This window comes from Paenibacillus sp. PDC88, assembly GCF_900106725.1.
Classification (GTDB): Bacteria; Bacillota; Bacilli; order Paenibacillales; family Paenibacillaceae; genus Paenibacillus; species Paenibacillus shunpengii.
The window spans coordinates 70741-95912 of the sequence record NZ_FNNT01000006.1 but is presented as its reverse complement, the minus strand read 5'-3'; the positions used below and the strand labels follow the sequence as shown (position 1 = coordinate 95912).

Below are 25172 nucleotides of genomic sequence, written 5' to 3'. Positions count from 1 at the left end.
TGTTAAAGAGGCTTGTTTATCTGGCTCTTCGCTGATGGATAACGACAATTAGAACAGTTTCATAGTTAAGTTAAATTGAAGAGACAGCAGCACAGAAGTTTAATAAAATGAATACAAAAAAAGAGCAGCCAGGGCAATGGCTACTCTTATTCTTAATGTCCTATTTGCGATTCAAAAAACAAAGTAAAGGATAGAAAATATGCTTGTTCATGTGGTTATAAAACCCATCGAGATAGAGTGGGTGCAATCAATATTATTCACGCACCTGTGATTGGCGGTAACAGCCAATCAGCCTAAGATGCTATACGCACTGTCTTAGGAGGGCTGATGGCACAGCCTCATCTTGAGGTCATACTCCGATACCGGAAACGGACTTCGGTTTCATCACTCAAGAATCCCATTGCTTTAGCTGTGGGAGTGTTAACAATAACCATTTCATATAAACCTTGAAAACGGTCATGAGATAATCTATGGTATTACAGCAACGTGAATATGAAGTAGTAACGTTAAATAAAGATTACTAAAATGGAGGTTGTGTATGTTTCTCATTACGAATCCTAAAATCGCTGGATTTACACCGGAGTGGTCCCATTTTAGAGGGTATTCCATCCTATTTGATAATCCATCGGACTGCTTATTACCGCTAGATGCGAATGAAGATTTGAAGTTATTAAGCTGTGATATCGAATCTGAACAACTAGGATTATACAAAAGTCTCAATCAAACACTTACACAATTATCAGAAGTGAAGAATACATATCTGTTTTGTCCTCTGCCTTCTCATTCATATCATGTGACTTTATGGGACGGAATTAATGATGGTAATGTACAGGAGGTATCACGGGAACATCGGTTTAATGCGGAGGATCTGCTCGATAATTTACCTCATTCCCTACGGGGAGGAGAGCGAGACTTCCTCAGAATTGGTGATGGGCCATTACATATCCATATGGAGGAATCGATTGACTTTCAGTTCGATAAGCTGATTAAGTGGGGAAATTCGGTCCTGGTAGCAAGCCTGAAACCTGCAAATTCCCGTTCAAGGGCCGTGTTACATAAGATCGAAGAGGAGAGGAAGTGCCTCATTGAGAAATACAAGGAACGCTTTGGATTAGAAACATGCGGACCTTCCTACACACCTCACGTCTCTCTAGGATATTTCGCCAATAAGGAACGAGCGGAGATGTATACCTCAAATATAGGGCATTGGAATGAACGATTTCTACAACGTACGGAGGGACAGACCGTCACTTTCACAAGTAACAGTCTCTATGGGTTTAGCAGTATGGCTACTTTTTACAAAAAATTTTAAAGAGAACAACCCGCTTCACTTTCATACAAATGAAACATGATGTTATGAAAATAAACAATTCAATTGATGAATTTAGAAATGGTGTTAAGGCCTTGGGGCATTAATTCTGAGAGTTCATTCGTAGGTCCATTCCATAACAAATAGCCGCCAAATAGGCGGCCTTTTTTGCGTTGAAGAATTATGCTGATGTTTGCCTTTATTAACGACGGGCTTTTTTTCGAAATTCGGTAGGGTTTGATCCTGTCCATCTTTTGAATTGCCTGCTGAAGTGAGCCAAGTTTTTGTAGCCTAAACGATTTGCGATCTCATTAATGGATATCTCCGGCTGCTGCAGTAACATCTTTGCTTCTTGTAATTTGAGACTCGATAGATATTCACGAGGAGACATACGGTAAATCTTCTGGAATACCTCTAACCCATAGTTGGGACTGATTCCAAGAGAAGCGATAATCGGTTGTATATGGATAGAGGTATCTTCGTCCTTCTGTATACATTTTTGTTTAAAGCTCCACTTGATGGCTTCTGCAATTTCCTTTGCATATTTTGCGGTTGTCATCGACTGATGACTTCGGATCTCCGTATCCAGCGGCTCGATGTCGATGAGAACCTCTAATAGCTCAAAGAGTACCACTTGTGCTCGTAATTTGGCTTTGGAGCCGGTGATATATGGATCATCCAGAATATCCAGCCATTTCTGAATACAAACCCTTAATCTACCATGATTGGGATTAGCAGGCTGATAGATCCAATCACTATTTTTCATGATTTTCATCCGTAAAGCAGGTTCGTCAATATCAAAATGAGCGCAAAAATAGGTCATGGAATCAGCGGTGACACACTTGTTGGTATGCTCAAATCCCGGAGGAATCAGAAGGATATCCTCTTTCTTGATCATATATTGTTTATTTCCGATCCAGGTTTCCTGTTCCCCATCTAAGACGATCAAGATCTCAAAAGCATGGTGATATTCCTTGGTCATAGACCAATCGGAGTAAACGGTTTGTTTGTGTGCACCAAATAAACGTATATTCCAATCAATGCGTGGAAAAATTTGTGTCTTATAACCTATGAGGCTGTTTTCATTCATTTCCATTTATCGTGCCACCTTTGATTAGGGTAAATTTAACCCTACTTGTACTAACGTAATGATCAAATAATTATTATTATAATATAGATATGCAGCAGCAAACGCTTTCTTAAATCAGCTTAAACACTTATGTTCTTTGATTATTTTATCATAGTCAAAATAGAAAGCGGAATCATGAATTCATTGGGAAGTTTGAGTCAGCAAGAAAAAAAGGGTAAATAAGGAGGTCATGATCGGGAATGTGCTTATCGTATTGAGCAGCGTTCCCAACATCGCATTAGAGAGAGAGGAAGTAGTAAAATGACAGTCATTCAAAATCCTATTATTCCTGGCATGGCACCAGACCCATCTATTATTCGGGTAGGTGAGGTTTATTATATCGCAACATCCACATTTCATTGGAACCCGGGTATCCAAATTTTTAAATCGACGGATTTGGCCAATTGGCAGCTCATTAGCCATGTATTAAAGAACGGTGAGATCAATTTGCGCGGTACGAATACACCCGCTGGAATCTGGGCGCCGCATTTATCCTATGATTCTACTACGAACAAATATTGGCTGGCCTTTTCCCACATGCTCAATATGGCAGGTCGTGAGTTCAACTCAGACTCCTATGCCGTGTGGGCTGAAGATATAAATGGACCTTGGTCTGATCCAATTTATTTGACTTCTATCGGCTTTGACCCTGCAATTTTTCATGATGAGGATGGAAGACATTATATCTCTACACTCGAATGGGAAACACGCCAAGGTTATCAAGCACCCGGACATATTGTCATCGCCGAGGCTGATCTGGAGCAAGGAGGAATAATCGGTAAATGGCATCGGGTAACGCAAGGGTTTACCAGCCGCGGCTGTGTAGAAGCCCCGCAAGTATATAAGCACAACGGATATTATTATCTGATCCAAGCTGCGGGTGGAACCGGCTATGCACATGGGGTAGAGATTGGTCGATCGAAGAGCATATTTGGCCCTTATGAGCCGCATCCATCTGCTGAACCGATTATTACGTCCTCACCACGTCATCTGTTCTCATTAGGTGATCCGGATGCGGGACATTTTGAAATGTACAATCCCCAATCGATCATGCAAAAAGCGGGTCATGGCTCATTGGTTCAAACTCAAACAGGGGAATGGTATATTGCACATCTCATGTCGCGTCCACTTGAAGGAACACTGCTAAATCCATTGGGGCGTGAAACTTCCATTCAAAAAATGAAATGGACAGAGGACGGCTGGCTGGAAATGGAGGATGGAACGAATGTAGCCAAGATGGAAGTTCAGGGCATGCAGGGGGTTCCGTTATCGACTACAATAACGCACGATGTATTTGATCATTTTGACGACAACACCTATGACACCCACTTTATGACGCCTTATCGCGATCAAGAGGCTGCTTGGGTGAATACCACGGAGCGGGCAGGATATTTGCGGATCCATGGCGAGAACTCTTTTTTCTCCCAAGTAAATCCGGCGATTATGGCCACTCGTGCAACATCATTTCATTATAAATTTCAAACCAAGCTTGAATTTCATCCCGATCATTACTCCGAAACAGCGGGTATGGGGCTTTACTATGACTCCAACAATTGGATTTATGCCCATTTGACCTATTCTGAAGCATCCAATTGCACTGTTCTGCAGTTACTGCAGGCGAAATTAGGAAAACGCATCGAATTTGTACATCACCATATTTCGGTACCTGAAGGTGTTGTTGAGCTGAAGGCTGTTTACCGTTCAGGTATAGTAGATTTCTATTATCGGCTCAGTGATGATATGGATTGGAAAGTGTTGGCGGATGGGTTAGATGCTGCTTATTTGTCTGATGAAGGTGTCAACGGGGAACCGGGTGAGATCGGCGGATTTACAGGCTTGTTTAATTTTATTGGTACAGTCGATTCCCATCAGCATGACTCCTTTGCAGATTTTGATTACTACTCAGTGAAAAATGACTAGCCATTAGAGAGGAAGCTCGATCATGAATACCATATCATTGAAACGACTAATACCCGGATTAATTATTGGGCCGGCTTCCTGGCTTGGCCCCTATATTGTAGCTTCGAGCTTGTTCCTCCCAGCTATGATTCAGCATTTGGACGCCGATAACAAAATTGAATTAGTCGCTTTATTTTCGTCCTTAGGAATGGTCACCGCGGCTCTGTCTAATATGGTTGCCGGATATCTCTCGGATCGGACTAGATCTCGTTTTGGTAAACGCACACCATGGGTTGTCTCCGGTGCCTTTGTATTTATGCTGGCCATGATTCTTGCCTCAATGAGTACGACGATTCCCTTCTTGCTGCTAAGCTGGATGCTGGGACAGATTGCACTGAACTTCATTGTTGCACCGATGATTGCTTGGCTGGATTTGGCTCCTGAAAGTGGCAGAGGAACGGCCTCATCTGCTTATGGCGGATTGGGAATGGCGCTTGGCAACAACGGTTTTTCCATTATAGGAGCTCTCTTCTTAGGACAGTTTCGTTTAGGCTTTATTATATTTGGTATTATAACTTTTGTTGGTACTTTGATTGCTGCATGGATCGTCCGAGAACCATCCAATCTGGGGGAGAAAGTGGATTCATCCGAATCAACGGCTAAGGTGAAGTTTTCTATAAAAGAGCTGAAAACTATTTTTCCGTCCTGGTCTATCGGTCGTGATTATTATTTGGCTCTAACCGGCAAGCTGTTTCAGGGGATTGGAAACTTCGCGATTACAGGTTACCTGTTATATATCATGTCAGATTTCCTGCATAAGGACACAATACCTACACAACAGTCTGTTCAATTAATTAACACGATCATGCTGATCTTCGGGATTGCGATGGGATTTATAGCCGGACCCCTAGCAGATAAGTTCAAAATATTGAAATTGCCTGTTGGCTTATCTACGATCTTGTTAGGGATCGGTGCATTAAGCATTTTCTTCTTACAAAATGAGACCGGTATCATTATCTATGCCTTTATGGCTGGCCTGGGAATGGGCATCTGGAACTCGCTGGATAACCTATTGAATCTGGAAGTCATCCCTGACAAGAACCGAGTTGGATTTTTCTTAGGTTTTTACAATCTGGGGAATACGGTAACTCAAGCGATTGCTCCGGTCATTGCTGCGGTGTTGATCTCATCCGTAGGGTTCTCATCCATTTTTATCATGTCATTTGTATTCTCCATTTTGGGAGGAATCTTGATTCTCTCTATTAAATCTGTGTCAAGATAAAATATTAATGAACGAATAACCACTTCTTATGATCGTATAAGGAGTGGTTTTTTGCTATTTAATAGAATAGAGAATCACCCATACCATGCCAAGGAAAGATATATTGTATCTTCGCAATCTTTATACTTTCTTTATACTTATCGGGTCCATTTATTTATATCTGCATTCTATACTTAGCTCATCAACTTCAAAAGGGTGATTCTAAATGTCGGAAACGATTCTGAAGGCAACTCATATATCCAAAATGTACGGCAAGCATAAAGCGCTTGATAAAGTATCCCTTGAGATTAAACGAGGCATGATCTACGGCTTGATCGGAGAGAACGGCGCAGGCAAATCGACCTTTATGCGTGCGATGATGGGACTGATTACCGTCGATGAGGGCAGCATCCAGCTGTTTGGCGAGACCGGGACGAAGGGACTGCAGCAAGCAAGGAGAAGAATGGGGCAGTCGATTGAGAATCCGGCGTTGTATCCCGATTTGACAGCTCGTGAGAATTTGCGGGTGCAGGCAGCAAACGGCGGTGTAAGCGAACGGGAGATCGAGGATCTGCTTCGCCTGATGAATCTGAACAACACAGGCAGGAAGAAGGCCAAAAATTTCTCGCTAGGCATGCGGCAGCGTTTGGCTATTGCTACGGCACTGATGACTCACCCTGAATTTTTAATTCTGGATGAACCGACCAACGGTCTGGATCCTTCAGGTATTGTAGAAATGCGTGAGATTATTAAACGGATGGTGACTGAGCGGGGTATAACCGTATTGCTCTCAAGCCACTTGCTGGATGAGCTATCGCAGATCGCGACTCACTACGGTATTTTGCATGACGGGAAGCTGATCAGGGAGTTCTCCCAAGAGGAGCTGGCTAACGAAACCCGGCAATATATTGAACTCGAAACGACAGAGGCAGAGGCAGCGATTGTAGTGCTGGATGCACTCGGAATCAGAGATTACGAAGTTATTAGCGGAACAGAGATTCACATCTATGACAAGGTAAGCGAGGTTGCGGCAATCAACCGGGCCTTAGTCTTTGCTGAGGTGAATGTACTGCGTATTGGCGCCAGCAGGCAGAAGCTGGAGGATTATTTCTTACAGTTAACAGGAGGTGGCGTGGATGTTTAATCTATTGTCAGCGGAACGAATCAAAATATATCGCAGCAGCAAGCTATGGATCGTTCTTGCCATTCTGTTCCTATTGCCGGTCTGCCAAGCGGCTCTCAACAAAATGGATATTATAAGCAATGGAGAGGAGCTGGTTCAGGCCATTGATACGGTAGTTAACGGCGCGACAGGGGTTCTCATGATTGAGAAGAATGGACTTGCCGTTCTGCTCGTGATGAGCGCATTTATCAGCTTCTATATTGGAGAAGAGTTTCAGAACGGGACAATTCGCAATGTGTTGTCATTAGGCCGCAGCCGTAAGCATTTTTATCTGTCTAAGCTGCTCATATCCGCACTGCTTACGCTGATGGGTTCGATCCTGCTCGTTTTGATGGGGATGATCAGCTATTCACTTCTGTTCGGCTTCGGAGAGGTTGCCGGCGTTCAGAGCTACTTCAGCTACGCGCTTCAAACCTTCGGCACTTTATATTTGTTACTTATATCAAACGTTTCAATCTATGTGATGATTAGCTTTCTGACCAAGAACAGCGGTACTTCGCTCGTTTGGAGCTTTTTGTATACGATCGGAACCGGCTTTGGTGCAGGCATCTTCCAGCAGACCGAGCATTTCAAGCACGTTACCTTCTGGTTCTCTGAATCCTTCCTGTTCTATTCGGATTTTGCGAGCTCAGCTGATATTGCCAGATTTCCAGAGATGGCCGTGGTCAGTCTCATTACAATCGTGTTATCATCAGCTATAGGAATTTTTCTGTTTGGACGAACAGACATAAAGTAGGAGAAATAGAGATGGGAAATGTGTTAATCATTGAAGATGATGCGGCTATTCATTCTCTAATTAAGGAGACTCTGGAGCAGAGGGGCTTTTGCACGCTGAGTGCTTATTCAGGGACGGAGGGGAAGCTTCTGTTTGAGCAAAATGAGGTGGATCTCATTCTTCTGGATCTGATGCTTCCAGGGATCAATGGCGAGCAGTTTCTGCAAGAGATCCGAAGCAGTTCATCCGTTCCTGTCATTGTCATCTCAGCGAGAAACGATCAGCAATCCAAGCTGGAGCTGTTGACCAGCGGCGCAGATGATTATATCGTGAAGCCGTTTGACGTGAAGGAGCTGCTCGCGCGCATGGATATCCAGCTGCGACATGCCTCCACAACGAAGGCTGCCGCTCCTCATGATACAGAGATTCGTTATCACAATATTACGGTAAATACAGAAACGCGTGAAGTGAAGCTGAACGACCAGACGCTTCATCTAACCGGACGAGAGTACGCGATCCTTCTGCTATTGCTGGAGCATCCGCATAAAGTGTTCAGCCGTGCAAATATTTATGAGAGTGTCTGGAATGAACCTTTTATGGATAGTGAGAAAACGATCAATACACATATCAGTAATTTGCGAAATAAACTTCATTCGGATGACACAAGCTATATCAAAACCGTATGGGGTATCGGCTTCAAATTTGATTAACGGAAAGGGGCGCTGGCAAGGGATGTGGGGATGGGGATTTGTCTTCCTGGCTATGGCGCTCCTTCTGTATATCATCTTTCTCAGGAGGCAGCTTCGTAAGCTCAAGCATGCGATGAAAGACATTCCGGACCGGGCAGGCTTCGGCAGCAGACTGTTTCTTGATTTTCGTGACAAGGCGCTGAACGAGCTGGTCGATGAATGGAATCAAATGATTGATGCTTACGAGCATAAAAATCGGCATGTCCGGCAAATGGAGGAGAACGTTAAGCTGTCCATTGCCGGGCTCTCTCATGATTTGCGAACACCGCTCACTTCGATTAAGGGCTATGTTCAGCTTCTAAGTGAGACACAAGATGAGTCCAAGCGGATTCATTATCTTGGCATTGTGGAAGGCTCTGTCAGCCGATTACTGGAGATGACCGATCACTTTTATGACTTGGCGCGCGTGGAGACCAATCAGAAGGAGATGGAGCTTACATCACTCCCCCTTTCCAGCCTGGTGGAAGAGATCTTCTTAACTTACTATGAGCAGCTGGAGAAGCAGAATATTGAGCTTACTTTTCCTGAGTCGCTTAGCCGTGTGGAGATTATTGCCGACGCCTACATGCTGATACGGGTTATACAAAATGTGGTTCAGAACATACTCCGTTATGCCAAGAGCACAGCGGTCATAGGCTATGAGCTGGAAGATGGGTTCCTCCTCATGACCGTCAAGAATGATATCAAGCCGAACAGCAAGGTTGCTGTAGAAAAAGTGTTTATGCGCTTCTATACCGAGGTCACAAGCCGAACCAATACGGAAGCCAGCGGACTGGGGCTGTATCTCTCCAAAATGCTGATAGAAAAAATGAACGGTAAGATGGATGCAGCGCTGGAGAATCAGTGGTTCATTCTTAGAATCTATCTGCCGGTCAATCAGATTCAAACCGAATACCCATTAAATTAATTCAGATCAAGCAAATGCATAAGTGTGGTGAGGCTAATGGGGGTAACCGTTAAAGAAATATTGCAATTGCCCTCCTTCCGAGGGGCGAAGGTGCTGACCGGACACAGTAATGTGGAACGGACCGTTTCCTCCTTGTCTGTACTGGAGGTGTCGAATGCTGACTTCTCCTCACAGATCGTAAATTCCGTTCAGAAGGAATGGTATGCAGAGGAGCTTGTAATTAGCTCCTTATTCTCTATTAAAGACAGTATCGAGAAGCAGTGTGAAACGATTCAGTACCTGCATGACCTTGGAGAGGTCGGATTGATTCTATATTATGTCGGCATTGTTATTCCGGAGATATCGGTTGAACTGTTGAAGTTCGCAGAATCCCGTAATTTCATGATTATCTGTATGCCGGAGAACGATTATACATTGCGGTATAACGAAGTCATCTATGAAGTGATGGAAGCGGTTGTACTAAGCCAGCAGACGATCAACGATAATTTTGTGAATGAGTCGCTAGAGAAGGTATCACTGCTGCCAGAGCATTCCCGCAGTGTGGAAATGACGCTGAAGCTGTTATCCGACCGGCTGAAGGCCAACCTGGTACTGACGAGCAGTAGTTTGGATATGATCAACCGGGTCATGTGGCCCCGTAACTCAACCCTTGACGTCTCGCGGATGATTCGGGAATACGCACCTCAGCTGACCCATGGCAGAATAAAGGCAGAAGAAGTGGAATCTGCCGGCTATATTGAGCATCGAAGTGTTCATCAGAAGAACGGCGAGACACTGTTTCTTTTTGTGATCAAGGAAAATGCCAAATTACCGCCCAAAACGATAGACAAAATTGGTGAGGTCGTGCAGGTAGCGATCAATCTGTGGGGGGACAAGCATAACGAGGTCAGCGAATACGCGCTCGTCAAAGCGATCATTAATGATGAGAGCGAGAAGATGCGCAGACTGGCGCATCAGCTGCATATTGATGTGTCTGCTATTCAAATGATGTGGCTTGTGTCGGTTCAGGATTTATCGGAGGAAAAAAAGATCCGCGAGGAGCTTGAGGAATATCTCGCCCAATATTATAAGACGGCTGTGATCCAGACGATGGAGCATGGTATTGTCGTTCTCCTTGGAAATTGCTCATATAAATACAATGAATACGAAATTGCAGCGGAATATATGGAGGCAGCACGTTATTCCTCTTCGATCTCCAAGATCATCTACGCACCGAGAATGAAGAACACGACCGATGTGCGCCGGATGTATCAGCTCGTGAATCAGGTCGGCAAGAAGGTACACCTGATCTACAATCATCGCAAGCTGTATACGGCTGCGGAGATCCGCTCGATGAAGCGGGCGATTGACCTCAGCGTGCAGGGAGAAGAGGTAATCGAGGAGTGGCTGTCCGTCATTGCTCCTGTACTGGAGGATTCCGAATCAATCAGGACACTGACGACTTATCTGCTGGATGCGAAGGGGAATCTTGATGACTGTGCCAAGCTGCTCTATGTGCATAAAAATACGGTGAAGTATCGAATCAAGAAGATCAGTGAGCACATCGGTTACGACATTACGATGAACTCTGAATTTTATGATGTGTATCTTGCGTGCATGATTTATCGGTTAATCAACAGCTGAACTTCAATCCAATGAATCCGGGTTTTTGTCGAATTAGACAAAAATTCGGATTTTTCTTTTTATTTCTGAAAAAGACGGCGCACCCCTTCTTCTTTTACAATGAGAAAAATCAATTTGAAACAAAGAACGGAGGGGGAAGCGATGAAGAACGAAAAAGCAAATCAGTCCTGGTTCACGCTTGGCATCGTGTGGGCGGGTGCCATGATCAGCATTCCGGGACTTCTCGTCGGCAACACCCTGATTACAGGGATGAGCATGTCAAAGACTTTACTGGTTACTCTGGTGGGATATTCAATTATCGTCGCCATTATGATTCTGCAGGGCATTCAGAGCACGGATTTAGGTAAATCAACGGTTCAGGTGGCAAGCCAGGTATTTGGCAAAAAAGGGTCACGGACCGTTCTCTCCATTCTTCTCACCATAGCCTGTCTCGGCTGGTTTGGTATTCAGGCTAATGTGTGTGGGGCGGCGCTAGCCAATCTGCTGACGGAATTTGATGTGAATATGCCGGTTCCTGTCGCCTCCTTGATCAGCGGCCTCGTGATGGTCGTATCCGCGATGTATGGAATTAAGGTGCTGCGTGTACTAAGCTATATTGCTGTTCCTCTGCTGGTCGTGCTGTGCGTATATGGCCTCATTGAAGCACTGAATGGGGATACAATGCAGCTGATTGCCGATTACAGACCTGAGCAAAATATGGGCTTTATGGATGGACTGGCTGTAACGATTGGCTCCTTCGCCCTCGGGGCGGTAATTGCAGGGGATTATTCACAGTTCTCGAAGAAGCGTTCTGATGTATGGAAAGCAGCGATCTTCGGCATCATTCCGGCGGGTCTGCTCATGATCGGTGTAGGAGCTGTATTGACGCTGGCTTATCAGACCAATGATGTCACGGCGGTATTTCTCAGCATCGCTACTCCGTTTATCGGCGGAGTTGTCCTAATTCTGGCTGCCTGGAAGACCAATATGGTCAATGCCATTTCCGGCGGATTTGCACTAACTAATGTCTTTAATGTTTCGAAAGAAAAAGAAAAGTGGGCGGTTGGACTGGCCGGATTGATTGGAACACTGCTCGCGGTTATCGGCATCCTGGATTATTTTACGCCTGTCATGTCGGTCTTGTCCGCGATGGTACCGCCTGTAGCCGGGGTGATGATTGCTTCCTACTGGGTGATGAACCGAGGGGATAAGAACAGCTGGAAGGAGACCGAGGGAGTCAATCTCCTCGGCGTATACTCCTGGCTCATTGGCTCGGTAATTGCCTGTATTCCGGTCCTGTTGTCACTCTTCCCGAGCTTGCCGCAGGTATCTAATCAGCCGCTGATCGGCATCGTGATTTCATTTGTTATCTATGTCATTGGATATCGTCTAACCGCTTCAAAGTCTGTCGTACTGGAGGATTAATAAAATGAGATATTTAGATAAAGCTGCGATTGAACATATTGCGATTGGCGCTGCGTTTCTTGGAACAGGCGGCGGGGGTGACCCTTATATCGGCAAACTTATGGCCATATCAGCAATTGAGAAGAATGGACCTGTTCAACTGGTTACGGTTGATGAAATAGAGGATGAAGACTTCTTTATTCCTACGGCAATGATGGGAGCGCCATCGGTCTCGTCTGAAAAGTTCCCCAATGGAGAGGAATTCGTTAAAGTCTTTCAGAAGCTCTCCCAGTACCTGGGCAAGGACAAGATTGCAGGTACTTATCCGATGGAAGCGGGCGGCGTTAACTCGATGATTCCGATTGTCGTTGCAGCCCAGCTGGGTCTGCCTCTGGTCGATTGTGACGGAATGGGCAGAGCCTTCCCCGAGCTGCAGATGGTGACCTTCAACCTGGACGGAATTTCAGCGACGCCAATGGCGATTACGGATGAGAAGGGAAACATCGGTATTTTTGAAACAATCAACAATCGCTGGACCGAGCGTCTTGCGCGGACGGCCACAGTCGAGATGGGGGCAAGCTCACTCGTGAGCCTCTATCCTACGACGGGCTTGCAGATGAAGCAGAGCGGGGTTCACCATATCGTGACGCTCTCTGAGAAGATTGGACAGATTATAGCTTCTAATCACAAGGATGCCAAGGACAAGCTCAGCGAGCTGCTGGCCCTTGTATCGGGATATGAGCTGTTCCAGGGTAAGATTGTTGACGTCATTCGGGAAACCAAGGGAGGCTTCAACCTCGGACGAATAAATCTGGAGGGGATTGAAGCGCATAAAGATGGAATGATGAAGGTCCATTTCCAGAATGAGAATCTCATTGCCGAGAAGGATGATGAGGTCATCGCGATGACACCGGATCTCCTGTGCCTGGTGGACTATGAGACGCTGTCTCCGGTAACCACAGAAAGCCTGAAATATGGGAAGCGTGTGCGGGTAATTGGACTTCCATGTGATCATAAATGGAGAACGAAGAAGGGGATCGAAACAGCAGGACCAAGATACTTTGGCTATGACTACGATTATGTCCCAATTGAGGAACTAGTGAACAAGGCGGTGAAGGACCATGTATAGAATCGGAATTGATGTGGGTGGAACGAATACGGATGCCATTTTGCTGGATGAGCATAATCAGCTTCTTCATGCGGTGAAATCTCCGACAAGCCTCGATATCGGATCAGGGATCGAAGCGTCGCTCAGAAGTCTCCTTGCAGAGGCAGGGATCGACAAGACCCTAATTACTCATGCAATGCTGGGTACGACGCAGTGTACCAATGCGATTGTAGAGCGCAAAAAGCTGGCGAAGGTTGGTGTGATCCGCTTGGGTTATCCAGCGACGGCCTCCGTTCCTCCTTATACAGCCTGGCCGCAGGATATGATGGAGGTGCTGTCTGGCCGTTATGCCCTCGTTCAAGGCGGTTATGAATATGACGGTCAGGTGTTAGGTGAGATTAACGAAGCAGAGATTACCGCCCTTCTTAAGGAATGGCAGGATCAAGTCGAAGCGATTGCGGTCATTGGCGTTTTTTCTTCCATTAAAAATGATCAGGAACTGCAGGTACGGGACTTCATTCACAACGCTTATGGCGAAGGCTTCCCGGTATCCTGCTCCTCCTTAATCGGCTCAGTAGGACTCATTGAGCGTGAGAATGCAACGATTCTGAACGCAGCCTTGTGCAAGGTGATTAAGACGACCACAGAGGGGTTCGTCCATGCTCTGGCGGAGGAGGGGATTACTTCTGCACAAGTGTTCTTGTGTCAGAATGACGGTACCCTCATGTCTATAGACTATGCGAAGCAGTTCCCTATTCTTACGATTGCCTGCGGACCGACGAACAGCATAAGAGGCGCTTCCTATCTGGCGCAGATCAAGGACACGATGGTGCTCGATGTAGGAGGTACAACCTCGGATATTGGAGTATTGCAGGATGGGTTCCCAAGAGAATCATCTGTAGCGGTAGAGGTTGGTGATATTCGGACAAACTTCCGGATGCCGGACATCATCTCCGTCGGGCTCGGGGGTGGAAGCATTGTCCGTGTCAATGAGAGCGGCAAGATTACGGTGGGACCCGACAGTGTCGGTTACCGGATTGGAGAAGAAGCACTTGTCTTTGGCGGCAAGACACTGACGACAACAGATATTGCTGTACGGCTGGGGCTGGCCGACGTTGGCAATCCATCGCTTGTCGCTCACCTGGAAGAAGATTTTGCAAGATCCGTTCAGGCGGAAATCTCTCTGATCCTCGAACAGGCAATTGATAAGATGAAGACCTCCTCTGACGATGTGAGGCTTGTGCTTGTCGGCGGCGGCAGTATTATTGTCCCGGACAACATCCGCGGTGTAGCGAGCATGATCAAGGTGCCGAATGGCGGTGTTGCCAATGCGATTGGAGCATCGATTGCCCAGATCAGCGGTCAGTACGAGCAGATCTATATTTATTCAAGAGAGCCACGCGAATCTTCGCTTCAGGATGCCCGGGAGAAAGCAGTGAAGCAGGCGGTGCTTGCAGGAGCTGCAGAGGATACGATTGAATTGGTTGAAGTGGAGGAAACGCCGCTGGCTTATCACCCGGAGAATGCAACCAGACTCCGAGTGAAAGTCGTAGGTCAGATGAGATAAGATAAGAGAGGTTTCTATGTGGAAGGGTATGACTTTCCGTAGAAGCCTCTTTTTTATGTAATTATATGCATAAGGTAGTGAGTGTGAGATTTCATTAAATAGAGTTGATTCATAACGCTTTCATCGCCGTCATTGGTCATAAATGAATCTATACGGCATTAAGTTGAGAGAATTGAATTTTACAGCGATTGCACGGAGGATTTATTCTTATCAAGCGAATATCATTTATGAATTCGCAAACTGCTGGGCAATCTATTACATAAAAATGGCGGTGAACACCATTGTATAACTTGAAACGGATATTAATCGGTCGTCCATTGAAATCGCATGAAGCCGGAGAGCAGAAGCTCAATAAGAAGAAGGCTCTCGCCATATTGTCCTCTGATGCGTTATCTTCTGTAGCTTACGGCCCGGAGCAGATCTTATTAGTTCTCGTTACCGTCAGTACGCTGGCTTTCTGGTATTCCATCCCGATTGCGGTAGGGGTCTTGATTCTGCTCGCTGCACTTATTTTGTCGTATCGTCAGATTATTTTTGCTTATCCGCACGGCGGCGGGGCTTATGTCGTGTCCAAGAGCAATCTGGGCACGTATCCCGGTCTTATTGCGGGCGGATCGCTGCTTGTTGATTACATCTTGACTGTCGCGGTAAGTGTGTCAGCAGGTACGGATGCGATCACCTCTGCTGTCCCGGCGCTGCATGCTTATAAAGTATGGATCGCCGTGCTGTTCGTCCTGATCTTGACCGTGCTGAATTTGAGAGGTGTTACAGAATCAGCCTCCGTGCTTGCTTATCCGGTGTACCTGTTTGTCATCGCCCTCTTCATTCTGATTGGGGTTGGGTTGTTTAACATCGTAACCGGAAAAGTCTCACCTGAGCTGCATACGCCAATCGGAACCCCTGTAGCGGGGATCAGCTTGTTCTTGCTGCTAAGGGCGTTCTCATCAGGATGTTCTGCATTGACCGGGGTTGAAGCAATTTCGAACGCGATACCGAATTTCAAAGATCCGGCACCCTCTAATGCGGCCAAGACCCTAATGGCAATGGGAACGCTGCTGGCTATTCTGTTCTCGGGAATTATAATTCTTGCTTATTATTACGGCATTCGTCCCTTGGCAGAGGTAACGGTGGTGTCCCAGATTGCGGAGCATACCTTCGGGCGTAATCTGATCTATTACTTCATTCAGGGAACGACGGCTTTAATTTTGATATTGGCGGCCAACACCGGCTATTCCGCGTTTCCGCTGCTTGCGGTCAATTTGGCAAAGGACAAATTTATTCCCCGGATGTTTACCGTCAGGGGAGATCGATTAGGGTATTCGAACGGTATCATTATCCTTGGACTGCTGTCTATCGTATTAATTATCGTATTTGGGGCAAATACAGAGGGGCTCATCCCGCTCTATGCTGTTGGTGTATTCATTCCCTTCACCTTGTCTCAGACCGGCATGATGGTCAAATGGATCCGGGAGAAGCCGCCGGGCTGGGGAGGCAAGCTGACGATCAACACCATTGGTGCTCTCATCAGTTTTGTCGTAGTGCTGGTATTCTTTATGACGAAATTTTCTCAGGTATGGCCTGTTCTGATCTTTTTGCCGGTCATGCTGTTTATATTTTATCAAATCCGGAAGCACTATGATGCGACTGCAGAGCAGCTGAGACTGTCTACCTGTGAGCCCGCTATGCACGTGGAAGGGAATGTCATTATTCTGCCAGTTGCAGGCATTACCCATGTCGTAGAGAATTCGCTTAATTATGCCAAGGCATTGTCAGCTCATCAGATTATTGCTGTGTATGTATCGTTTGACAGAGAAGATGAGGCGGCGTTTGAGAAAAAGTGGAAGGAGTGGCAGCCTGACATTCGGCTGGTTACACTGTACTCTCCATATCGAAGTATTATCAATCCGCTCTCGAAGTTTATTGATATCATTCAGCACAAGGCAAAAGAAACAAACTACGAGGTCACTGTTATTATACCGCAATTTATTCCGAAAAAAGGATGGCAGCATGCGCTGCACAATCAATCGAGTCTCATGATCCGCACTTATCTGCTGTATCGGAAGAATGTCGTTGTTGCAACGGTTCCTTATCATCTGAAAAAATAAAGAGGGTTAGAATGCATTCGTGTATTGGGCAGGAATTAATCTCGATAATCCTTTATACTAGAAGGGTATGAGCATTTGAGACCCAATTCAGATATATAGAAAGAAGGATCAATCAATGGAGCAGCAGCGCGTTTTTGGAGATTTTCACTCCATTTTAGATGAAGGTAAAGTGTGGAAGATTGGAGGATTCGCCCTTCCGGACGGAACGTTCTGGGAGTACAGGGAGCCGGATGCGGTGGTCATCGTACGGAACGGAATATTATATGTACGGGCACCACTGAGCCGCCAGCATGACCAGGTTCAGATCCTCGATAATGCGAAGCATATGTATTATTCTGCCCAGGAAGTCGAAGTGCCGGAATCCGGTGAAGTGACATTTGAGCTGCAGATTCGTGCGCGTACAAGAGGAACGGTTCCGGGAGACTTTTATGATGGCTATGTATCCTTGAATCTGCTCGATTTCAGCACTGGTGCAGCACTCGACTTTTTTGCGAACAATGAGCAGTTCTGCAGTGTATATGCGATTCTTCCGTTCCCGGGCGTGAAGGTGCCTGAATCGGACAAGACCCGTTACTTCAGCATTTTTAAAGAGGATGACGCTCACTTTAAGCCTCAAGAGTTCAACACGTATACCATTACGTATAACCGTGCTAATGATGAAGCTGTATTCCTGGTCAATGGTCACGAGGTTCGCCGCGAAACGGGCATTCCGGTCAAAATGAACAAATTTACGATTGCGCTCGGCATTATGACAGAGAAGGATTTGTCTCCGGAAGGCAGCGTATCTGTTCATGGACAGACTGTTATCGCCGAGTATTCTCCAGTGACCGTAACGATTAAGGAATAGACAGCGTGAGTTCCATATCGTAACCTCTTTAACAGCCTTTGTTCCTTTGGAACGAAAGGCTGTTTTATTTTTAGCGGGCATATGTAGTACAGGTTGTACGATCTGACCCCAGGCAAAATAAGCAAGGATAATATAATGTTTGAATTATACCCCTATAGGGTATATTATAAATGCATCAAAGACATTAGACGAGGTGAATGAAATATGAAAAAACAACTGGCACTAATCGGAATTACAGCCATGCTCATCATGAGCGGATGCGGCAATGCTGGCGACAGCAATTCAAACGATGCTGCAGACACAGCGGCGCACCAAGATCATTCGGCCATGAATCATTCTTCGTCAGGTGACGTTCCTGAAGGTTTAAAGGAAGCGGCAAATCCGAAATATAAAGTAGGGGAAACGGCACAGATCACTACAGACCACATGTCAGGCATGAAGGGAGCAGAAGCTACCATAACCGGAGCGTTTGACACGACCGTTTATACGGTTTCATATACACCTGTTAACGGTGGAGAGCAAGTAACGGATCATAAGTGGGTCATCCATGAAGAAATCCAGGATGCGGGCAGCGAACCGTTTACACCAGGCAGCGAGGTCGTGCTGCTCGCCGATCATATGGAAGGGATGAAAGGGGCAGAGGCCACGATCGATACGGCTAAGCAAACCACCGTATATATGGTTGATTTTACTCCAACTACGGGCGGTGAGCCTGTCACAAACCATAAATGGGTCACGGAAGAAGAACTGGCTGCAATGTAAATTTACCGGTTTAATGATGTTCCGACAAATGCCTGCGATACAGGACATACTCCTGATGCGCAGGCATTTCTAATATTCTCACCTGAATAACTTCACAGTTACACGGGGAAATCTATTAGGGACAAATATATCTAATGAAGGAGCCATGAAGCAATAATGGATACACTCGAACCGGCACTGCCAGAAGCGATGAAAAATCAATTAAATAATCAGCTGCATCTGCTGATGGATGGCATCCATCGTGTGCTTGGCACCATAGAGGAGAATCAGTGCTGTATTCTGAATCAATTCGAGCAGATGAACCAGCAGTTCCGGGCTATTCATACCATTGCTGCCTCTTACTACTTACGAACTTATCTTGAGCCGTTTACTGATCATTATGCGACGCTGGCAACAACTGTGCAGCATTTATCAGAGCGAAGACATGGAGCGCTCATTGCCATTCGAAGAAAGGACGAGATCAAACCGTTTGTCCATTCTGGCATTCCGATCAATGCGATTCTTTCCTTCTCACTGATGGAGTCTATATTTTACCCGGGGAATCCACTGCATGACGGCGGGGTGGTTGTGGATAAGAATGTGATTCTCTCCGCAGGCAATATTTATCCTACCGCACAGTTTTATGAAGGCGAGGAGATGCTGGGCACACGTCATCGCGCGGCCATTGGACTGACCGAACGAACGGACTGTCTTGTACTGGTCGTTTCCGAGGAGACAGGGCGTGTGTCCTTTGCTATTCAGGGTAAGCTCTATCCGGTTCAGCCGAGCGGCTTGCTGTAGCAGGGAGAAGCTGCTGTATGCTGTGCGATTGGTTTTGCCATAATGGGCTTGACAACACATCAGTTTAGTTATAAACTAATAAACATAGAAGCAGAGAAACAAAACCTTGCTTCATAAGGAATTATCTTAATTTTAAAATACTTTATTTAGATTATTTTGAAAATCTCATTTATTGAGTGAGGAATTTGATCCCTGTTTAACATATTTAACTAAGGAGATGACATGATGAATCATTTAAAAGGAATCCATCACGTAACGGCAATCACCAGCAATGCGGAGAAGAACTATGAGTTCTTCACTTATGTTCTCGGCATGCGTCTCGTCAAGAAGACGGTTAACCAGGACGATATCCAGACCTATCATTTGTTCTTCGCAGATGACAAGGGGAGTGCGGGAACGGACATGACATTCTTCGATTTCCCCGGCATTCCGCAAGGCAAGCATGGTAATGATGAAATTTACAAGTCTTCATTCCGGGTGCCGAGCGATGCAGCTATTGATTATTGGGTCAAGCGGTTTGACCGCCTTGGTGTCAAGCATACCGGGGTGAAAGAACAATTCGGTAAGAAAACATTGTCTTTTGTTGATTTTGATGATCAACAGTACCAGCTGATTTCGGATGAGTATAATAAGGGAGTGGCATCGGGCACACCTTGGCAGAATGGACCCATTCCTCTTGAGTATGCCATTACGGGTCTCGGACCGATCTATATTCGTCATGCCCAGTTCGATTACATTAAAGAATTGATGGAGCGGGTACTCTTATTCAAGGAAATTGCTGCTGAAGGCTCACTTCATTTATTCGAGGTAGGTGAAGGAGGCAACGGAGCACAGGTTGTCGTTGAACATAATACGATGCTTCCGCCCGCACGCCAAGGGTACGGAACCGTTCATCATGCTGCATTCCGCGTAGAGGACCGTGCCGTGCTTGAAGAATGGATTGAGCGGATGTCGAGCTTTGGATTTACAACCTCAGGCTATGTGGATCGGCATTTCTTCGAATCATTATATGCGAGAGTCACGCCGCAGCTTCTATTTGAATTTGCAACAGACGGTCCTGGCTTCATGGGAGATGAACCTTACGAGACATTGGGAGAGAAGCTGTCCTTGCCACCATTCCTTGAGCCGCACCGTGAACAAATTGAGCAAAATGTACGTCCGATTAACACGATGCGAAGCGACCGAGTAATTGACAAGGAATATGAGTAATGATCGTTAACGGATACTAGCTATATAAATAATGATGTCTTTCTATAGATGCCTCTTTCCTCTATCAAAAGGAAGGGGCTTTCTTCTTGTTTATATTCACTAATAATCGTCCCGTAAGGGTCCCTGATACAGCATGTACTTATTTCCTATCCATTCGCATATATAACGAGTAGAGGAATCCTTGAGTGTTATTTCATTTATTCATATCTTTCAGCGAGATAGGGGGCGGCCCTTAGTGGAATGGAGCGCAATATGGGAATTGATTGACCCGAGACTTGTCGGCGTCGTGGCGGCATGCTGGGTGGTAGGATATATTCTGAAGTCAACACCATCCTTTCCAGATTGGACGATTGTGTATGTCGTTGTCGTCGTAGCCGTCGGTTTGAGTGTATGGATACTCGGTCTTTCGCCTGATTCTGTCATACAAGGTATTCTTGCAGGCGCATTTTCGGTATACGGACACCAGGTGGTGAAGCAGACAAGAAGTGCCAGAAGTGGCTCTGGCTCTGGTGAGAACGAGTAGCAAATAGCAGATGGCGAATGTCTACGCAAGCAGCAAACAAGGGACTATATATAAATATGTAATCTTGCTCCAGCTGGACATCGATAGAAAAAGCCGCAGTGATCTAGGAAGACCTAGTTCACTGCGGCTTTATGCTGTTAGCCTACTTCAAATCTTCGATGGAATCGATATCCATGTAAGCAGGTACGGTAAGACCTGTCTTGGCACCTTCCAGGTTGACACCCAGATCATCAATTTGATCCTTGTATTTCTCCACATAAGCAGCGGATGTTACCGGCAGCCAAGCGGCAAGGGATGCATCTACATCTCCGCTGGCTACACCCTGCCACATGGGTCCCATTTCCACCTGAAGTGAAGTGACATTATATCCGAGCTTCTCGGACAGAATGTAATCGGCGAGGTTGGTACTCGCAATTTCAGAATCCCAAGCTACATAACTGAGCTTGATGGAATCACCGCTGACCGGTGATAGCCCGCTGATCCATTCGTCTACTTTATCTGGATGAGCTTCAGCCCATTCCGCTGCAGCCTCCTCCGCAGAAGCACCATCCTGAATGGCAATCATGATTTCACCCATATCCTCAGGAGTCCATTGGAACCGATCCAGAAACTCATAGGCGGTCGGATGGTCTTCTTGAAGACCTTTACGTGCAACAGTATGAATTTCTTCGGCTTCACCGTAAGACTTCTTCGGATCTTCCAAGTACTTCAGATCATATTTATTAAACATCCAGTGAGGTGTCCAGCCAGTTATAATAATCGGCTGTTCATTCTGGATTGCTCTCTCCAGCATGGCAGTCATAGCGGAACCAGAGCCTTCGACAAGGGTCCAATCGGTCAGCTCATAATCTTCAATGGCTTTATTAGTGGATGCCATAATGCCGGCACCAGGGTCGATTCCGATAATCTCATAATTTACTTCTTCACCAACACTGCCGCTGGCGGCAGTTCCGCCTGTATTCGATCCGCCCACAAAATATTGAGAGAATCCTGCAATCAGTACAATAGCTGCTGCAGCCGAACCGATCCAGATCCGCTGCTTGGAAGTAAGGCGGCTCTTCTTCTTTTGTCCCGGCTTGCCGACGAGGTTCTGTGTAAATCGGTCAAGCACAATAGCAAGAACGACGACAACAAGTCCAGCCTCAAAGCCCTTACCGATTTGAAGCTGTCCTACTGCACGGTATACTTCTGCACCAATCCCTTGCGCACCGATCATGGAAGCAATAACGACCATGGACAGTGACAGCATAATGGTCTGGTTCACACCGCTCATCAGCGTAGGCATGGCAAGCGGGAGCTGTACCTTGAACAGCTTCTGGCTAGATGTAGATCCGAATGCATCTGCAGCCTCAACCAGCTCTTTTGATACCTGACGAATCCCGAGATGGGTCATCCGAATGGTAGGCGGTATAGAGAAGATAACAGAAGCAATAACACCCGGTACAACGCCTAGACTGAAGAAGGTTACTGCCGGAAGCAGGTATACAAAGGCAGGCATCGTCTGCATCAGGTCAAGAATCGGTGTGACGATACGCTCTATAGAACGGCTGTATGCAGACAAAATCCCAAGGGGTACGCCGATTACAATAGATATAATACCCGAGGTGACAACAAGCCCAAGTGTATCCATGGACTGAGGCCAGTATCCCAAGTTATAAATAAGCAGGAAGCCGAGTACTGTAAACAGGGCGAGCTTCCATTTACCTAGCAAGTAAGCAATGACTCCTATGATGATGATAAAAAGAATAGGGTGTGGAAGCATAAACAGCCCTGAGAAAAATCCAACGACGCTCTCAATCACGGTTGAAATGAGACGGAAGAATCCGGCAATGGATACATTCAGCCAATCAACAATGGCATCAATCCATTCCGCAATAGGTAACTTAGGCATTTATAGATTCCTCCTTCGTTGCAGATACTTCTCCACCAAGCGCTCCGAGGAGTGCGCCTCTCACAATAACGCCTTCCAGTCTTCCATTCTCATTAACGACGGCAAGGGGAACCTTCGCAGAGCTCGTAATTTCGAACAGTTCATTCATAAGCGTTTCCGGCGGTACTTGAGGACCATCGGTGATTAGAATATCCTGAATGGTTTGTCCATCCTTAGAAGCACGTGCAGCGTCTTCAGCAGTAATAACGCCGAGCAGCTTCTTCGAACGGTCAATAACGAATAAGTTCGAGATCCCTCTTTCACGCATGAGCTCAAGAGCAACACGAGGTCCACGATCCAGAGTAATGGTCTCTGGTCTGCGCATAACATGAGCAGCAGTCAGAACCTTCGACAGATCCACATCCTCCACAAATCGTGCGACGAACGAGTTCGCTGGCTGAATCATGATTTCTTCCGGTGTTCCAATCTGTTCTACTGCACCGTCTTTCATCAGTGCAATTCGGTCCCCGATACGGAGCGCTTCATCCAGATCATGTGTAATGAAGACAATGGTTTTCTTCATCCGATCCTGCAGCTCGAGCAGCTCGTCCTGCATATCACGGCGGATCAGAGGGTCAAGCGCACTGAAGGCTTCATCCATGAGCATGACTTCAGGATCATTGGCCAGTGCTCTGGCGAGACCCACACGCTGCTGCATACCACCACTCAGCTCACTTGGCAGCTTGTCTTCCCAGCCTTTGAGGCCGACAAGCGCCAAAGCTTCTTTGGCTTTTTCGGTACGAACGGATTTATCCACTTTTTGAATTTCAAGTCCATATTCTACGTTATCCAGCACGGTACGGTGCGGCAGAAGCGCAAAGCTCTGGAACACCATGCTGATTGTTTTTCTTCTCACTTCACGGAGCTGTTCTTTGTTCATCTTGCGAAGATCCTTGCCATGAACAAGAATTTCACCGGAGGTGGGTTCAATCAAGCGATTTAGCATTCGCACTAGAGTAGACTTTCCGCTTCCGGACAAGCCCATAATCACAAAGATTTCTCCCTGCTTAATTTCCATATTGACTTGGTTCACACCAACAGTGATTCCTTTTTCTGTGGCCAGCCGTTTCTTGTCCCAGCCTTGACTGAGCAGCTTTGCGCCCTCGCTTGCGCCGGGACCAAACAGCTTGCTGACGTTTCTGACTTCCAGAATGGTCATAGGTACACTCCTTTATTTTTAGCTTGCAGAGCGGATATACACGCTGTGAAGCTTGTTTTCTGAACATAAGCCTTTGCCAGTGTAACAAATAAAATGTATAATTTCAAACGAACATTCAGAACGTAAAGTATGTACAGAAAAAACTGTACGATGTTAGAAGTGCTGTCACATCAAGGTTTAATGTTGTTTTTTGATGTCAATCTAGGGCTGTCGTTTCTTTACTTTTAGTGATGCTTTTTCTAAAATAGATCATGTTATGTTTAGGTGCCTATATTTTGTCCTGAATGGATTCAGTTTATGTCGGTGAGAGAATAAGACCTCTTATCTTGACTCTTTTTAATACCTGACGATTTAGAATGGGAGGTTGCAAGCATGAGCTTGGACCAATTAAATGAACAGCAGCAAGACAAACTAATGAATATTCGCAAGCGCGTAATCCAAACCGTTGGTAAAAATATGGACTTGTATGGACTCAGCTCCTCTTCCGGACATTTATATGGACTGCTTTTTTTTGCCGATAAGCCGATGACGCTGGATGATATGGGACGAGAGATGGAAATGAGCAAGACCAGCATGAGTACAGGCGTACGTAATCTCCTTGATATGAAGATGGTGAATAAGGTATGGAGCAAGGGGTCCCGTAAAGATCAATATGAGGTTGAATACGACTGGCATCAGACGTTTACGGACTATTTTGCGATCAAATGGAGAAAAGCGGCGGAGAGTAATCTGCTTTCTTTCAAGAAGGCCATTGAAGAGATTGAGCGTATGCTCAGAGCGCATCAGGATGACGAACCTCTGAAGGAGGTCCTTATTCAGGATATGGAGAAGATGAAGGCAGCTGTGGCTTATTACAAGTGGCTGAATCGTCTCATTGATACGATGGAATCGGAAAAAATCTTTGAACTGGTTCCTAAGGAAGAAGATCTTAAGTAGCAGCAGCACAGCATACGCAGAGCCCTCAGGGGCTCTTTTTTTTGATGGATTCTTTCCCCTCTAACCAAGGATTTCATCGCTTTAAAAA

Annotated in this window: 21 protein-coding genes and 1 pseudogene; 19 read left to right on the top strand and 3 right to left on the bottom strand. The window is 46.0% G+C overall.

The window, feature by feature from the left end; genetic code table 11:
- Positions 1-156: 156 nt before the first annotated feature.
- Both BLW49_RS18375 and BLW49_RS18370 read left to right on the top strand, forming a co-directional pair.
- Positions 157-297, top strand: a pseudogene (locus BLW49_RS18375) (zinc ribbon domain-containing protein); the annotation flags it as partial.
- A 241-nt stretch (positions 298-538) separates the two neighbouring features.
- Positions 539-1312 carry a hypothetical protein gene (locus BLW49_RS18370; RefSeq protein ID WP_090726058.1) on the top strand — a complete coding sequence of 258 codons (774 nt, stop codon included), beginning with the start codon at positions 539-541 and terminating at the stop codon, positions 1310-1312.
- Positions 1313-1511: 199 nt separating this feature from the next.
- On the opposite strand, the gene BLW49_RS18365 is transcribed toward BLW49_RS18370, so the two are convergent.
- Positions 1512-2405, bottom strand: a complete 894-nt coding sequence (locus BLW49_RS18365) for an AraC family transcriptional regulator (protein ID WP_090726056.1) — start codon at positions 2403-2405, stop codon at positions 1512-1514.
- A gap of 294 nt (positions 2406-2699) precedes the next feature.
- Here BLW49_RS18365 and BLW49_RS18360 point away from each other — a divergent pair, with 294 nt between their 5' ends.
- The 16 genes from BLW49_RS18360 (at position 2700) to BLW49_RS18285 (ending at position 21059) form a co-directional block, all read left to right on the top strand.
- Complete coding sequence (locus tag BLW49_RS18360; RefSeq protein ID WP_090726054.1) at positions 2700-4358, top strand: glycoside hydrolase family 43 protein; 1659 nt, start codon at positions 2700-2702, stop codon at positions 4356-4358.
- Between the two features lie 22 nt (positions 4359-4380).
- Positions 4381-5619 (top strand): MFS transporter, encoded by a 1239-nt coding sequence (locus BLW49_RS18355; protein ID WP_090726052.1) that lies wholly within the window; start codon positions 4381-4383, stop codon positions 5617-5619.
- A 205-nt stretch (positions 5620-5824) separates the two neighbouring features.
- Positions 5825-6742, top strand: a complete 918-nt coding sequence (locus tag BLW49_RS18350) for an ATP-binding cassette domain-containing protein (protein WP_090726050.1) — start codon at positions 5825-5827, stop codon at positions 6740-6742.
- Complete coding sequence (locus BLW49_RS18345) at positions 6735-7517, top strand: ABC transporter permease (RefSeq protein WP_090726048.1); 783 nt, start codon at positions 6735-6737, stop codon at positions 7515-7517. Before BLW49_RS18350 ends, BLW49_RS18345 begins: the two co-directional genes overlap by 8 nt.
- 11 nt (positions 7518-7528) lie before the next feature.
- Positions 7529-8206 (top strand): response regulator transcription factor, encoded by a 678-nt coding sequence (locus BLW49_RS18340; protein ID WP_090726046.1) that lies wholly within the window; start codon positions 7529-7531, stop codon positions 8204-8206.
- On the top strand, positions 8199-9152 hold the full coding sequence (locus tag BLW49_RS18335) for a sensor histidine kinase (protein ID WP_256209820.1): 954 nt from the start codon (positions 8199-8201) through the stop codon (positions 9150-9152). Before BLW49_RS18340 ends, BLW49_RS18335 begins: the two co-directional genes overlap by 8 nt.
- A 36-nt stretch (positions 9153-9188) precedes the next feature.
- Positions 9189-10775 (top strand): PucR family transcriptional regulator, encoded by a 1587-nt coding sequence (locus BLW49_RS18330; RefSeq protein ID WP_256209819.1) that lies wholly within the window; start codon positions 9189-9191, stop codon positions 10773-10775.
- A 141-nt stretch (positions 10776-10916) separates the two neighbouring features.
- Positions 10917-12179 (top strand): cytosine permease, encoded by a 1263-nt coding sequence (locus BLW49_RS18325; RefSeq protein ID WP_076311990.1) that lies wholly within the window; start codon positions 10917-10919, stop codon positions 12177-12179.
- A 4-nt stretch (positions 12180-12183) separates the two neighbouring features.
- Positions 12184-13287 carry a DUF917 domain-containing protein gene (locus tag BLW49_RS18320; protein ID WP_090726040.1) on the top strand — a complete coding sequence of 368 codons (1104 nt, stop codon included), beginning with the start codon at positions 12184-12186 and terminating at the stop codon, positions 13285-13287.
- Positions 13280-14833, top strand: coding sequence for a hydantoinase/oxoprolinase N-terminal domain-containing protein (locus BLW49_RS18315; RefSeq protein ID WP_090726038.1), 1554 nt, complete (start codon positions 13280-13282; stop codon positions 14831-14833). Before BLW49_RS18320 ends, BLW49_RS18315 begins: the two co-directional genes overlap by 8 nt.
- Before the next feature lie 281 nt (positions 14834-15114).
- Entirely contained in the window at positions 15115-16938 is a 1824-nt protein-coding gene (locus BLW49_RS18310; protein WP_090726036.1) for an APC family permease, read from the top strand.
- Between the two features lie 115 nt (positions 16939-17053).
- Positions 17054-17785, top strand: coding sequence for a DUF6081 family protein (locus tag BLW49_RS18305; RefSeq protein WP_090726034.1), 732 nt, complete (start codon positions 17054-17056; stop codon positions 17783-17785).
- A 204-nt stretch (positions 17786-17989) separates the two neighbouring features.
- Positions 17990-18547, top strand: coding sequence for a YdhK family protein (locus tag BLW49_RS18300; RefSeq protein ID WP_090726031.1), 558 nt, complete (start codon positions 17990-17992; stop codon positions 18545-18547).
- Between the two features lie 156 nt (positions 18548-18703).
- The gene (cdaS, locus tag BLW49_RS18295) at positions 18704-19327 is read left to right on the top strand and encodes a sporulation-specific diadenylate cyclase CdaS (RefSeq protein ID WP_090726029.1); all 624 of its coding nucleotides are present in this window, start codon (positions 18704-18706) and stop codon (positions 19325-19327) included.
- A gap of 225 nt (positions 19328-19552) precedes the next feature.
- Positions 19553-20536, top strand: coding sequence for a ring-cleaving dioxygenase (locus tag BLW49_RS18290; protein WP_090726027.1), 984 nt, complete (start codon positions 19553-19555; stop codon positions 20534-20536).
- 235 nt (positions 20537-20771) lie between these two features.
- The gene (locus BLW49_RS18285) at positions 20772-21059 is read left to right on the top strand and encodes a phage holin family protein (RefSeq protein ID WP_076311982.1); all 288 of its coding nucleotides are present in this window, start codon (positions 20772-20774) and stop codon (positions 21057-21059) included.
- Positions 21060-21201: 142 nt separating this feature from the next.
- Here the strand turns inward: BLW49_RS18285 and BLW49_RS18280 are convergent, their stop codons facing one another.
- Together BLW49_RS18280 and BLW49_RS18275 are read right to left on the bottom strand one after the other, a co-directional pair.
- Positions 21202-22950 carry a glycine betaine ABC transporter substrate-binding protein gene (locus BLW49_RS18280; RefSeq protein ID WP_076311981.1) on the bottom strand — a complete coding sequence of 583 codons (1749 nt, stop codon included), beginning with the start codon at positions 22948-22950 and terminating at the stop codon, positions 21202-21204.
- Positions 22943-24148 (bottom strand): quaternary amine ABC transporter ATP-binding protein, encoded by a 1206-nt coding sequence (locus BLW49_RS18275; protein ID WP_076311980.1) that lies wholly within the window; start codon positions 24146-24148, stop codon positions 22943-22945. The genes BLW49_RS18280 and BLW49_RS18275 overlap by 8 nt, the downstream gene beginning before the upstream one ends.
- A 372-nt stretch (positions 24149-24520) precedes the next feature.
- Here BLW49_RS18275 and BLW49_RS18270 point away from each other — a divergent pair, with 372 nt between their 5' ends.
- A complete protein-coding gene (locus BLW49_RS18270; protein WP_076311979.1) occupies positions 24521-25084 on the top strand; it encodes a GbsR/MarR family transcriptional regulator in 564 nt (187 codons plus the stop codon).
- Positions 25085-25172 lie beyond the last annotated feature (88 nt).